This is a genomic window from Neoroseomonas oryzicola (assembly GCF_012163135.1).
Lineage (GTDB): Bacteria > Pseudomonadota > Alphaproteobacteria > Acetobacterales > Acetobacteraceae > Neoroseomonas > Neoroseomonas oryzicola.
The window spans coordinates 192,722-205,065 of record NZ_JAAVUP010000001.1 but is presented as its reverse complement, the minus strand read 5'-3'; the positions used below and the strand labels follow the sequence as shown (position 1 = coordinate 205,065).

Here is a 12,344-nt window from a genome sequence, read left to right as displayed (position 1 = left end):
ATGGCCGGTCCCCTCGACGGCATCCGCGTCCTCGATCTCTCCGCCGTGGTGGTGGGGCCGATCTGCACGCATGTGCTTTGCGAACACGGCGCGGAGGTCATCAAGATCGAAGCGCCCTCGGGCGACCTGCTGCGCTCCCTGGCCGGCAAGGGGCGCAGCCCGGGGATGAACGGCAAGTTCCTCAACTTCAACCGAGGCAAGAAGTCGATCGCGATCGACCTCAAGAAGCCGGCGGGCATCGCTGCGCTGAAGCGGCTCGCGGCGACCGTCGACGTCTTCGTCACCAACATCCGACCCGACGCGCAGCAGCGCCTCGGCGTCGATGCCGAAAGCCTGCGCGCCGCCGCGCCGCGGCTGATCCATTGTTCCATCACCGGCTTCGGGACCGGCGGCCCCTATGCCGGGCGGCCGGCCTACGACACGGTCATCCAGGGCGTCTCCGGCGTCGCCGGCTGCTTCGAAGCTTCGACCGGCGAGCCGCGCTACGTGCCCTTCCTCGTCGCCGATCACACCGTCGGTCTGATCGCCGCGCAGATGATCGGTTTCGCGCTCTACCGCCGCGAGAAGACCGGCCTCGGCGAGGCGATCGAGGTGCCGATGTTCGAGAACATGGCCGCCTACATCATGCAGGAGCATCTCGGCGCGCATTCGTTCCGCCCGCCGCTCGGCCCGCCCGGCGACCATCGCGTACTGAGCCCGGACGGCAAGCCGCTGCCGACGAAGGACGGCTATATCTGCATCTCCGCGAACACCGACGCGCAGGCGCACGCCTTCTTCGACGCGATCGGCAGGCCGGAGCTCAAGACCGACCCGCGCTTCGCGACGATCGCCCAGCGCGTGCAGCACACCAAGGAGTACTTCCACATCCGCGCGAGCTCCCTCGGCGGGAAGACGACGGCGGAGTGGCTCGAGATCTTCGACCGCGTGGACGTGCCGGCCTCGCCCTACAACACCATTGCCTCGCTGATCGACGACCCGCATCTGCGCGCGGTGGGCATGGTGCGCGAGGAGGAGCACCCGACCGAAGGCGCGACCTGGGCGATCGGCGCGCCGAACTATTTTTCGGGTGGCACCGCACCGGCGCGCGCGCCCGCACCGCGGCTCGGCGCGGATGGCGCCGCGGTGCTGGCCGCGGCGGGGTTGAGCGCGGAGGAGATCGAGGCCCTGCGCGCGGACGGCGTGCTGATCGAGGCGAAGCCATGACGAGCATCACCCGCCGCACCGCCATCGCGGCCGCCACACTGGCGCCGCTGACAGTGGCCCGGGCGCAGACTTGGCCGGACCGGCCGGTGCGCCTGGTCGTGCCCTTCACGCCCGGCGGCTCGACCGACATCCTCGCCCGCGCCATGGCGCAGCGGCTGTCGGAGATCTTCGGCCAGCCCTTCATCGTGGACAACCGGCCCGGCGCCGGCGGCACGTTGGGGTCGGAACAGGTCTTCCGCGCGGCGCCCGACGGCCACACGCTGATGATGGGCCACATCGGGACGCTGGCGGCGAACCCGGCGCTGTATCGCAACCTGACCTTCGACATCGCAGGCTTCGTGCCCGTCGCGCTGGTCGCGAATGTCGCGAACTTCCTGGTGGTGACGAACCGGCTGGAAGCGACCGACGTGCCCTCTCTCGTCGCGCTGGCGAAGCGCCAGCCGGGGGTGCTGACCTATGGCAGCGGCGGCAATGGCAGTGCCGCGCATATCTCCATGGTCGCCTTCATGGAGGCGACGGGCACCGACATGACCCATGTGCCCTATCGCGGCACCGGGCCGATGATGACGGACCTCATCTCCGGCACCATCCAGCTCACCATGACCGGCGGGCCGCCGGCGCTGCCGCCGGTGCGGGCGGGGCAGTTGCGGGCGCTGGGCATTTCCTCGCTGCAGCGCTTGCCCTCGGCGAACGACATCCCGACCATCGCCGAGCAGGGCGTGCCCGGCTTCGACGTGCTGCAGTGGTACGGCATCGTCGCCCCGCCCGGCACGCCGGCGCCGCTGGTTGCACGGCTGAACGAGGCCTGCACCCGCATCCTCGGCGAGGCGCCCTTCCGCGCGCGCCTCGAAACCGAGGGCGCCGTCGCCCATCCGATGGCGCCCGCGGAGTTCGGCGCCTACATCGCCGCCGAGCGCGAACGCTGGGGCGCGCTGATCCGCCGCGCCAACGTCACCCTGGGCTAGAGGAGCGCGCCATGACCCGCCCCTTCGAAGGCATCCGCATCATCGATGCGACGCATGTGCTGGCCGGCCCCTTCGCCGCCTATCAGCTCGGCCTGCTGGGTGCGGAGGTCATCAAGGTCGAGCATCCCGACGACCCGGACCAAAGCCGCGGCAGCGGGCCGGACTGGGACCTGAACCGGGCGGGCATGGGGACGTATTTCCTCACCCAGGGATCGAACAAGCGATCGCTGACGCTCGACCTGAAGCAGGAGGCGGCGCGGGAGGTGTTCCGCCGCCTCGTCGCGCGGGCCGACGTGCTGGTCGAGAACTACCGCCCAGGCGCCTTCGAGGCGCTGGGCGTCGGCTACGAGGCGCTCTCGGCGCTGAACCCACGCCTGATCTACTGCTCGATCTCCGCCTTCGGGCAGGGCGGGCCGCGCGGCACGCAGACTGCCTATGACCACGTGATCCAGGCGACCTCCGGCATCATGGCCTGCACCGGCACGCCGGAGGTAAACCCGCTCAAGCTCGGCGCCCCGGCGATCGACTACGCGACGGGCACGATGGGCGCCTTCGCGCTCTCGGCTGCGTTGTTCCAGCGCGAACGGACGTGCAAGGGGCAGCGCATCGACCTCGCGATGCTCGACGTCGCGATGATGATGATGGCCTCCCACGTCACGGCGCATTCGCGCACCGGACGGCCGGCGCGGCCGCGTGGCAACGACCATGAGTACGCGACGAACTCCGCCTATCCGACGAAGGACGGGATGGTGATGCTCGGCGCGTCGAACCTGCGCCAGCAGAAGCGGCTCTGGACGGCGCTCGGCCGACCGGAGATGGCCAAGACTCGAAACGAGGACCGCATCGCGCAGCGCGACGCCGAGGCCGCAGCGCTGCGCGAGATCATGCTGACCCGCACCGCGGATGAATGGGAGGCCTTCCTGCAATCCCGCCACGTCCCCGCCGCCCGCGTGCGCCGCATGGACGAGGCGCTGGCCGATCCGCACCTGAGCGCGCGCGGCCTGACCCATCGCTTCGCGGCCGCGCCCGGCGTGGACGGCCCCTTCGCCGTGCCCGTCGCCGCCTTCGGCTTCGCCCATGGCGGGCCGCGCGTGGATGCGCCCCCGCGGCCGCTCGGCGCCGATACGGATGCCATCCTCGAAGAACTCGGCTACGACGACGCGGCTCGGGCCGCGCTGCACGACAGCCGCGCCGTCTGACCCAACCGGGAGCCCCGCCATGGCCGCCTTCACCTTCGACCACATCCACCTGCGCAGCCCGGACCCCGAGGCGACCGCGGCCTTCTACGAGCGCGTCTTCGGCGCGACGCTGAAGCACGGGCCGCAGCGCATCGACATCAACCTCGGCGGGCAATTGCTGTTCGTCTCGCCGATTACCGAGGACAAGACCGGCGACGCGCCGTCGGCGCCCTATCGCGGCCTCGAGCATATCGGCCTCGCCGTGAAGGACATCGACGCCGTGGTCGCCGAGATGAAGGCCAAGGGCGTGACCTTCACCATGGAGCCGACGACGATCCGCCCCGGCGTGCGCATCGCCTTCCTGCGCGGGCCCGAGAACATCTCGATCGAGTTGCTCGAGCGGAGCGCGGCCTGAACGTCGCCATCGTCGGGGCCGGCCCGGCCGGCCTGATGGCGGCGGAGGCGGCCGCGGAAGCCGGCGCCGCGGTCACGGTCTTCGACCACATGCCCTCGCCCGCGCGGAAGCTGCTGATCGCCGGACGGGGCGGGCTCAACCTGACGCATTCCGAGCCGCTGGAGCGTTTCCTCGGCCGCTACGGCACAGCGCGGGAGCGTCTCGAGCCCTTCATCCGCGCCTTCCCGCCGGAGGCGCTCATCGCCTGGTGCGAGGGTCTCGGCCAGGCGACCTTCACCGGCAGTTCGGGGCGCGTGTTTCCGAAGGCGATGAAGGCTTCGCCGCTGCTGCGCGCCTGGCTGGCGCGGCTGGCGGCGCTGGGCGTGACGCTGCGCGCGCGGCAGCGCTGGCTCGGCTTCGACGGCGATGGCGGGCTGTGCTTCGCCGGCCCGGAAGGCGAGCACATCGAAAGACCGCGCGCGACGGTGCTCGCGCTGGGCGGGGCCTCCTGGCCGCGGCTCGGCTCCGACGCCGCCTGGACGTCGCTGCTGCCCGGCTGCGCCATCGCGCCGCTGCGGCCGTCCAACATGGGCTTCGCAGTCGCGTGGTCCGATCATCTGCGCACGCGCTTCGCCGGCACGCCGCTCAAGCGCATCGCGCTGACCTTCGGTGACGCCACCATCCGTGGCGAGGCGCTGATCACCGAACGCGGCATCGAGGGCGGCGCGGTCTATGCGCTCTCGGCCGCGATCCGCGAGGCCATCGCGGCGCAAGGTTCAGCGACCCTGCTGGTCGACCTGCGGCCCGACCTGTCGCGGGAGGCGTTGGCTGCGCGGATCGCCGGCCGACCCACCGCGATATCGCTGTCCAATCACCTGCGCCGCGCGGGCGGCCTTGCGCCGGTCGCCGTCGCCCTGGTGCAGGAAGCGCTGCATGGCGGCGCCCCGCGCGACGACCTTGCCGGGCTGGTCAAGGCGCTGCCGCTGCGCCTGATCGCGCCGTTTCCCATCGAGCGCGCCATCTCCTCGGCCGGCGGCCTCGCCTGGAGCGAGGTCGACGACCGGCTGATGCTGAAGCGCCACCCCGGCATCTTCGCCTGCGGCGAGATGCTGGACTGGGAGGCACCAACGGGCGGCTACCTCCTGCAGGCCTGCTTCGCGACCGGCCGCGCGGCGGGACGCGCCGCGGCAGACTGGGCGCTCAGCCCACCGCGGTGATGGCGCGCCAGAGCTTCTCCGGCGTCGCCGGCATGTCCGGCGCGGTGGCGCCAACCTGCGCCAACGCATCGGCGACGGCGTTCATCACCACCTGAGGTGCGGCGATCGCCCCCGCCTGCCCCACGCCCTTCACGCCGAGCGGGTTCGACGCCGTCGGCGTGCCTTCGAGGATCACCTCAAGATCCGGCAGGTCGTCCGCGCGCGGCAGCGCGTAGTCCATCAGCGATCCGGTCAGCAACTGGCCGGATTCCGCGTCGTAGGCGACGTCTTCCAGCAGCGCCTGGCCGATGCCCTGGGCGAGGCCGCCCTGCACCTGCCCCGCCGTCAGCAACGGGTTCACCAGGCGCCCGTAGTCATCCACGGCGACGTAGCGCGTCAGGCGCGCGATGCCGGTCTCGCGGTCGATCTCGACCTCGGCAGCCTGGCAGCCATTGGGGAAGGTGACGAGGTCGTTGGTGTTGTGCGAATCCGCCGACAGCCCCGGCGCCATGCCTTCGGGGAGACTCGCGGGATCCTCGGCGGCTCGCGCGATGCCCGGCAGGTCGACGAAGCGGTCGGTGCCGCGCACGGTGAAGCGGCCCTCGGCGAAGTCGAGCGCATCCGCATCCGCCTGCAGCAGATGCGCGGCGATGGCGCGTGCCTTGCCGAGGAGTGCCTCGACGGCCAGCACCAGCGCATGCCCGCCCATGTGCAGCGACCGCGCGCCACCATGGCCGTTGCCGTTCACCAGCAGGTCGGTGTCCGCCTGGCGATAGGTCACGCGCTCGACGGGAATGCCGAGCCGATCGGCGGCCACCTGCGGGTAGGAAGTCTCGTGCCCCTGCCCGTTGGAATGGGTGCCGACGGCGATCGTCGCGCCGCCATCCGGCGCGACGGAGACGCTCGCCCATTCGCCGGGCGCACCGCGCGCGGTCTCGAGGAAGCAGGCGACGCCACGCCCGAGCAGCGCGCCACGTTGCGCCGCCTCGGCGCGCCGCGCAGTGAAGCCCGCGGCGCCCGAAGCGCGGGCCAGCACATCGAGATTGGCCGCGAAGCGCCCACCATCGACCTTCATGCCCATCGCGGTCACGCGCGGCGTATCTTGCATCATGTTCAGCGCGCGCAGCGCCGCCGGATCGCGCCCGGTCTCCCGCGCCGCGGCATCGACCAGTCGCTCGACGATGTAGTTCGCCTCGGGCTTGCCGGCGCCGCGATAGGCGTCGATCGGCACCGTGTTGGTGAAGGCCCCGCGTACGGTCAGATGCATGGCGGGGATGGCGTAGACCCCGCCCATTGCCGTGGAGAAGGCGTTGGTCGGGCAATGCGGCCCGACCGCCGAGAGATAGGCGCCCATATCAGCCACCGTCTCGACATCGAGACCGAGGAAGTGGCCCTCTCCGTCCAGCGCGAGCCGCGCATGCCCGCGCAGGTCGCGGCCGTGGACCGATCCGGCGAACTCCTCGCTCGCACCCGCCACCCAGCGCACCGGCCGGCCGGTGGCGCGCGCCGCGACCAGCGCCAGCACATAGTCCGGGAAGAGCAGGTTCTTCGCCCCGAAGCCGCCACCGACATCGGGACAGGACAGGTGGAAGGCGCTCTCCGGCAGGCCCAGCACGGTCGCGAGCTGCCGCCGCACGCCATGCACGCCCATGCCGGTGAAGACCAGGTCGAAGCGACCCTCGGCGAAGCGCGCCAGGCAGGCCCGCGGTTCCAGCGGCAGCGCATGGACGCGGTTGTTGAAGAGGTCGAGCGTCGTGACATGCGCCGCCGCGGCGAAGGCGGCATCGGTCGCGGCGCGGTCCCCCTTCTCGAAGCGGAAGACCTCGTTGCCCGGCGCCTCGGGCCAGATCTGCGGCGCGCCGGGGGCGAGCGCCGCTGCGCCGTCCACCACCGTGGGCAGCGGGTCGTAGTCAACTTCGATGAGCTCCGCGGCATCGCGCGCCGCGGCCTCGGTCTCGGCGACGACGAAAGCGACGGGCTGGCCGACATGACGCACGCGGCCGCGCGCCAGCACCGGGCGGTCCGGCACGATCATCGGCTTCACCGAGGCGAGCACGCTGGTGCAGGGCAGCGGCTTCACGCCCGCCGCGTCCAGGTCCGCGCCGGTCAGCACGGCGACCACGCCCGGCACGGCGCGTGCCGCCGCCACGTCGATCGACCGGATATCCGCATGCGCATGCGGCGACCGCAGCGTCACGCCATGCAGCGCGCCCGGCGCGTCGAGGTCGGCGACATAGCGGCCCTTCCCCGTCAGGAAGCGCGCATCCTCGAAGCGCCGCAGCGAGAGGCCGCTGTAGGTCACAGTTGCTCCCCGGCGCCGAGCCCGTCGATCGGCGTCGGCACGCACCATTCGTCGCCGCGCGCCGTCGTCACGTATTCCGGCCACTGCATGTCGACCGGCGCGACGAAATCCTTCGGCAGCAGCGGCGGCACCCATTTCGACCCGCCCATGCCGCCGCCGGTGCGCTCGCGCCATTCGGCCTGCGCGGCATCGAGCAGGCCGGGCTTGGACGCGAGGTCGACCAGCGTGAGCGCCATGGTCTTCGCCGCGACGAACATGCCCGGATCGATCGCCGCCGGCAGGCCGCCGAGCGCGTTGTAGGACCAGGTCGGGTAGTCGAAATCGCCCTCGGGCGCGCGCAGCCGCGGGCGCGCGGTCAGCAGGCGCACGGTCGGGCAGTGCCAGCAGAACTCGACATAGTCGTCGGCCGAGAGATGCCACTGCCAGGGCGGCAGGAAGTGACGCATTCCCGCCTCGAACTCGGCCGGCGTCGTCAGCTTCTGGTTCGCCGCCGCGAAGGGATCTTCCATCGGCGTGAGGCCGAGGCCCGCCTGGATCTCGCGCGCGAAGGCCTTGGCGTCGTCGTTGTAGGTCGGCGGGCCGACCTCCTGCAGGTTCGCCCAGGTCGCATCCGTCAGAACGGTGTTGGCGAGGCCGACGCGCGTCTTGGTCACCCAGCGCCAATGCGCGGTGCAGGCCGTCGCGGCCGCCGCGCTGCGCGCATTGTTCATCAGGACCCTGGCGATCTGCTCCGCCATGGGCAGCGACGGCGTGCGCCAGGAATACTGGATCTGCGTGAAGCGCGGCGCGAGATTGTCCGAGGTCGCGTCGCCCCCATGCATGATGAATTCGTTGAGCGTCCAGGACCCGGCGTGGGGGAACATCGCCTCCTTGGTGTACTTGGTCGTCGTGTACATCAGGCAGAGCGCGTCCGTCGCACCAGGGGCACGCGCGGCGGCGTGGCCGACGTCGCGGATCGGCAGCAGCGACTTGTCGATCCAGGTCTCGGGGCTGTCGCAGGTGAAGGTGACGACGCAGGACCAATAGGCGCCGAACTGCGTCTCCGCCGTCACCGTGTTCTGCATGTGCGGGTGGTAGACGACCGCAGCGTCGAGCCCGTCATAGTAGCCTTTCGCGGCATGGACGGGCTTCGATCCGCAGACCTTCTCCGCGGGCTCGCCGAACAGCACCAGCCGGCCCGGCGTCCCGCTCGCCTCCAGCGCCGCCTTCGTCGCGAGGATCGAGGTCAGCGCCGCCGTTCCGAGCGATGAATGCGGATCGGTATGCCCCGCGGCGTAGGGATGCATCCCGGCGCGCGGCTCGCGCCGCGGCGCCACGGCCTGGCAGTTCCCCGGCACCGCATCGTATTCCGAGAAGGAGGCGAGCAGCGGCCCGCCCTTCCCCCAGCGCGCGCAGAAGGCCGTCGGCATGCCGCCCGACCCGGCCTCGACCTCGAAGCCCTCGGCGCGCAGCAGGTCCACATAGGCCGCGGCGGATTTGTATTCGCGCCAGGCGGGTTCCGCGAAGTGCCAGATGCGCTCGTTGAAGGCGGACATCCGCGCCTCGTTGGCGGATATCCAGTCGAGCGCCGTCCGGCGCAGGGCGGAAAGGTCGGTCATGCGGAACCCCCGGTGGTCAGCCGGGGGCATGATGCGCCGGGTGCTACCCGCGCGCCAGACGCCGCGCCACGAAGTCGAGGCGATCCTGACCCCAGAACATGTCGTCCCCGATGATGTAGAAGGGCGCGCCGAAGGCCCCGCGCGCCAGCGCCGCCTCGGTGTCCGCCTTGCGGCGTTCCAGCCATTGCGGATCGGCGCCGAGGGCCATGACCTTCTGCACGTCCAGCCCGACGTCGCCGATCAACGCCGCAAGCGTCGCGGGATCGGCCGGGTCCTTGTCCTCCTCCCACAAGGCTTTCAGCACCCGATGCGCGAGGCGGATCGCCGGCGCGTCGCCGAACGTCTCCCGCACCGCGATCACGCAGGCCGCGGCCGGCAATTCGTTGTGCGGGAAGTGCTTGGGGTGGATCTGGATCGGGATGCCCAACGCGTCCCGCCAGCGCGCCAGTTCCTGCAACCGGTAGGCCTGGCGCTGCGGGGATCGCTTGGGCAGCGGCAGCCCGCCGGATCCCGCGAAGATCGTGCCGAAGTCGACGGGATAGATGCGCAGCGTGGCGCCGTGCTGTGCGGCCAGCGCCTCGATCCGCGCCGCCCCCAGATGCGTCCAGGGCGAGTTCAGGGAGGCGTAGTAGTCGATATGCATGGGCTCACTCCGTGACGGGGCAGGCGGTGGCGGCGCGGACCTCGTCCAGCGTCACGCCGGGGGCGAGGTCGCGGACGGCGAAGGCCTCGCCGGTCGGGGCGAACAGTCCGAGTTCCGTCACCACCAGCGTCACCACCCCGCGCGCGGTGATGGGCAGAGAGCAGCGCGCCATCAGCCGCGGCGTGCCGTCGCGCGTACGGTGCTCGAGCATCAGGTAGACGCGCTTCGCGGAAGCCGCGAGGTCCATCGCGCCGCCGATGCCCCCGCCCTTCGCGCCCTTCACCTTCCAATTGGCGAAGTCGCCATTGGCCGCGGCCTCGTAGGCGCCCATCACCGTCACATCCATCCGCCCGCCCCGGATCAGCGCGAAGCTGTCGGCGTGGTGGACGATGGCCGCGCCCGGCAGCAACGTGACGTTCTGGCCGCTGGCGTTGACCAGTTGCAGGTCCTCCTGCCCCGGTGCGGCGACCGGGCCGTAGCCGATCACGCCGTTCTCGGAGTGGTAGGTGATCTCTCGGTCGCCGAAGGGGACGTCGGCGATCAGCGTCGGCATACCGACGCCGAGATTGACGATCCAGCCGTCCTGGAACTCGCGCGCCAGCCGTTCGGCCATCTGGGGGCGGGACCAGGGCATCAGCGCGCCTCCCTCTTCACCGGCCAGAGCCCTTCGGGCGGCGGCGGTATCTTCACCAGCCGCTGCACCAGGATGCCGGGCGTGTGCACGTCATCCGGGTCGATCGCGCCGGCGGGCAGGATGGGTTCCTCGACCTCGGCGATCACCAGCTTCGCGGCCATCGCCATCAGCGGGTTGAAGTTGCGCTGGCTGCGGCGGAAGCGGAGGTTGCCGGCCTCATCGGCCTGGTAGGCGCGGATGAAGGCGACATCGACCGGCAGCGCGTACTCCAGCAGGACTTCGCGGCCGTTGATCATCCGCGTCTCGCGGCCCTCGGCGAGCTCGGTGCCGACCGCTGTCGGCGTGTAGAAGGCGGGGATGCCGGCGCCGGCGGCGCGCAGGCGCTCGGCGAGCGTGCCCTGCGGGACGATCTCGGCCTCCACCTCGCCGCGCTCGTAATAGGGCGTGAAGGGCAGCACGTCGGAGGCGCGCGTGCCCGCGGTGAAGGAGCAAATGACCTTCGCGACCTGCCCGTTCTCCACCAGCATGCCGATGTCGGGCATGCGCGGCTTGTGCGCGCCGCCGGTGGTGTTGGCGATGCAGGTCAGCCGCTTCGCCCCCTGCCGCAGCAGCGCGGCGACCAGGTTGAACGGCACGCCCGGCATGGCGAAGCCGCCGATGGCGATGGTCGATCCGTCCGGTATGCCCGCCACGGCGGCATCGAAATCCGCCACGACCTTACTGCGTCGCGCCATTCTTCGGTTCCCTTCCCTGCCGCCATGCTCCGGCGCATGGGCGTGGCTGTCCAGGGGGTCAGCGCGCGACCGGCTTGCGCAGCGCCCAGAAGAAGATCGCCCCCAGCGCATAGGCGAGGATGGACAGGATGAAGGCGGGCCGGTAGGTCCCCGTCAGGTCGAACAGCAGCCCCGCGCCCCAGGAGCCGATCCCGGCGCCCACGCCCGACCCGATCGTGATGACGCCGAGGATCGTGCCGAGCCGCGGCCCGCCGAACAGGTCCGCCGTCTTCGCGGTGATGGCGGGCCCCCGCGCGCCCCAGGTGATGCCGAAGAAGCAGGCATGCAGCCAGAGCAGCAGGTGCTGCGATCCGTCCCCGATGGTCAGCGCCGCCGCGACCCCGACGATCGAGATGCCATAGGCGAGGATCGCCGCCCATTCCCGCCCGATGTAATCCGACAGCGTCCCCGTCAGGATCACCCCCGGCAGCGCCAGTAGGCTGCCCATGCCGAGCACCGTCGCGGCGTAGAGCGGCTCGAACCCCTGCCCCACGGCGAAGGCCAGCTGGTGCAGGGAGACGAGGAAGCTGCCGATGCTGGTCAGCATGTAGACGAGGAAGAGCAGCCAGAAATGCCGCGTGCGGATGGCCTCGGCGAGGGTCCAGGCCCGTCCGTTGTCGGTCGCCGCACCGGAGGTCGTAGCCGCTGGCGCCAGCGTATCCGCCCGGCGGAACATCGCCGCCAACGGGATGATGAGAACCCCCATCAGCCCCGCCTGCATCAGGTAGGCGTTGCGCCAGCCCTGGGCATCCACCAGCCATTGCGCGATCGGCGCCGAGATCGCCCGCCCGAAGCCGTTGGCCGATTGCAGCAGGGAGATCGCCATCCCCCGCTGCGCGACGAACAGGCGCGAGACCAGCGGCACGAAGACGACCAGCCCGATGCAGTTCGCCCCCAGCGTCATCACCACGCCATAGAGCAGCACCACCTGCCACAGCGCATCGGCCTGCGCGCTGCCGAACAGGCCGATGGTCAGCAGGCAGCCGCCCAGCAGCACCATCCGCCGCGCGCCGATCCGATCCACCAGCCCGCCGACCAGCGGGGAACTGACGCCGCCCACGATCTGGCCCACCGAATAGGCAAGGCTCGCCTCGGCGCGCGACCATGCGAAGGTCTCGATGAAGGCAAGCAGGAAGACCGTATAGGCGTGCATCAGGCTCGCGCTGACGGTGAACGCCAGGAAGCCGCCAGCCACCATGAGCCAGGCCTGGCGCGACGGGCGCTGGCTCATCTGCGCTGCATGCCCCTGCTTCCTTCCCCCGGATGTCGCAGCCTAGCGCGCGATCCCGCGCGGTGCGCCATCCCCCCTGCGAAGATCTGGGGCGCGCAGCGCGGGGACCTGGCACGCCGGATGCTGCGCCAGTGATCGTGATTGCGGCTGGCCGAGGCACGCGCCAGCATCGGAAACCAGCAACCGGGACATTGCCATGACCTTCTCGACGACGATGGGCGCGCCGA

The 12,344-nt window shown here is 71.2% G+C and carries 11 protein-coding genes; 5 read left to right on the top strand and 6 right to left on the bottom strand.

Features of this window, described 5'->3' with window-relative positions; translation table 11 throughout:
• From GWK15_RS00980 to GWK15_RS00960, 5 genes are read left to right on the top strand one after another with little or no spacing between them, the layout of a single operon-like run.
• Positions 1 to 1,203, top strand: a complete 1,203-nt coding sequence (locus GWK15_RS00980; protein WP_168038182.1) for a CaiB/BaiF CoA transferase family protein — start codon at positions 1 to 3, stop codon at positions 1,201 to 1,203.
• Entirely contained in the window at positions 1,200 to 2,168 is a 969-nt protein-coding gene (locus tag GWK15_RS00975) for a Bug family tripartite tricarboxylate transporter substrate binding protein (protein WP_168038180.1), read from the top strand. The genes GWK15_RS00980 and GWK15_RS00975 overlap by 4 nt, the downstream gene beginning before the upstream one ends.
• A gap of 11 nt (positions 2,169 to 2,179) precedes the next feature.
• Positions 2,180 to 3,367, top strand: a complete 1,188-nt coding sequence (locus GWK15_RS00970; RefSeq protein ID WP_168038178.1) for a CaiB/BaiF CoA transferase family protein — start codon at positions 2,180 to 2,182, stop codon at positions 3,365 to 3,367.
• Positions 3,368 to 3,386: 19 nt separating this feature from the next.
• Positions 3,387 to 3,761, top strand: coding sequence for a VOC family protein (locus GWK15_RS00965; protein ID WP_168038176.1), 375 nt, complete (start codon positions 3,387 to 3,389; stop codon positions 3,759 to 3,761).
• Complete coding sequence (locus GWK15_RS00960) at positions 3,758 to 4,957, top strand: TIGR03862 family flavoprotein (RefSeq protein WP_272869979.1); 1,200 nt, start codon at positions 3,758 to 3,760, stop codon at positions 4,955 to 4,957. The genes GWK15_RS00965 and GWK15_RS00960 overlap by 4 nt, the downstream gene beginning before the upstream one ends.
• Here GWK15_RS00960 and GWK15_RS00955 read toward each other — a convergent pair.
• The 6 genes from GWK15_RS00955 to GWK15_RS00930 are packed head-to-tail and all read right to left on the bottom strand — an operon-like array spanning position 4,941 to position 12,117.
• Positions 4,941 to 7,238 carry a molybdopterin cofactor-binding domain-containing protein gene (locus tag GWK15_RS00955; protein WP_168038172.1) on the bottom strand — a complete coding sequence of 766 codons (2,298 nt, stop codon included), beginning with the start codon at positions 7,236 to 7,238 and terminating at the stop codon, positions 4,941 to 4,943. The genes GWK15_RS00960 and GWK15_RS00955 overlap by 17 nt on opposite strands.
• Positions 7,235 to 8,836 (bottom strand): amidohydrolase, encoded by a 1,602-nt coding sequence (locus GWK15_RS00950; protein ID WP_168038170.1) that lies wholly within the window; start codon positions 8,834 to 8,836, stop codon positions 7,235 to 7,237. Before GWK15_RS00950 ends, GWK15_RS00955 begins: the two co-directional genes overlap by 4 nt.
• A 43-nt stretch (positions 8,837 to 8,879) precedes the next feature.
• Positions 8,880 to 9,479, bottom strand: a complete 600-nt coding sequence (locus tag GWK15_RS00945; RefSeq protein WP_168038168.1) for a 2-hydroxychromene-2-carboxylate isomerase — start codon at positions 9,477 to 9,479, stop codon at positions 8,880 to 8,882.
• A gap of 4 nt (positions 9,480 to 9,483) precedes the next feature.
• A complete protein-coding gene (locus GWK15_RS00940; protein WP_168038166.1) occupies positions 9,484 to 10,113 on the bottom strand; it encodes a 3-oxoacid CoA-transferase subunit B in 630 nt (209 codons plus the stop codon).
• Positions 10,113 to 10,847, bottom strand: coding sequence for a CoA transferase subunit A (locus tag GWK15_RS00935; protein ID WP_168038164.1), 735 nt, complete (start codon positions 10,845 to 10,847; stop codon positions 10,113 to 10,115). The genes GWK15_RS00940 and GWK15_RS00935 overlap by 1 nt, the downstream gene beginning before the upstream one ends.
• Before the next feature lie 58 nt (positions 10,848 to 10,905).
• Positions 10,906 to 12,117, bottom strand: a complete 1,212-nt coding sequence (locus GWK15_RS00930; protein ID WP_168038162.1) for an MFS transporter — start codon at positions 12,115 to 12,117, stop codon at positions 10,906 to 10,908.
• Positions 12,118 to 12,344: the final 227 nt, after the last annotated feature.

What these genes read in the sequence shown, in the direction of transcription:
- GWK15_RS00940 (WP_168038166.1), bottom strand. Translation starts at nt 10,113, where the DNA reads ATGCCCTGGTCCCGCCCCCAGATGGCCGAACGGCTGGCGCGCGAGTTC.
- GWK15_RS00975 (WP_168038180.1), top strand. Translation starts at nt 1,200, where the DNA reads ATGACGAGCATCACCCGCCGCACCGCCATCGCGGCCGCCACACTGGCG.
- GWK15_RS00980 (WP_168038182.1), top strand. Translation starts at nt 1, where the DNA reads ATGGCCGGTCCCCTCGACGGCATCCGCGTCCTCGATCTCTCCGCCGTG.
- GWK15_RS00930 (WP_168038162.1), bottom strand. Translation starts at nt 12,117, where the DNA reads ATGAGCCAGCGCCCGTCGCGCCAGGCCTGGCTCATGGTGGCTGGCGGC.
- GWK15_RS00970 (WP_168038178.1), top strand. Translation starts at nt 2,180, where the DNA reads ATGACCCGCCCCTTCGAAGGCATCCGCATCATCGATGCGACGCATGTG.
- GWK15_RS00935 (WP_168038164.1), bottom strand. Translation starts at nt 10,847, where the DNA reads ATGGCGCGACGCAGTAAGGTCGTGGCGGATTTCGATGCCGCCGTGGCG.
- GWK15_RS00945 (WP_168038168.1), bottom strand. Translation starts at nt 9,479, where the DNA reads ATGCATATCGACTACTACGCCTCCCTGAACTCGCCCTGGACGCATCTG.
- GWK15_RS00965 (WP_168038176.1), top strand. Translation starts at nt 3,387, where the DNA reads ATGGCCGCCTTCACCTTCGACCACATCCACCTGCGCAGCCCGGACCCC.
- GWK15_RS00950 (WP_168038170.1), bottom strand. Translation starts at nt 8,836, where the DNA reads ATGACCGACCTTTCCGCCCTGCGCCGGACGGCGCTCGACTGGATATCC.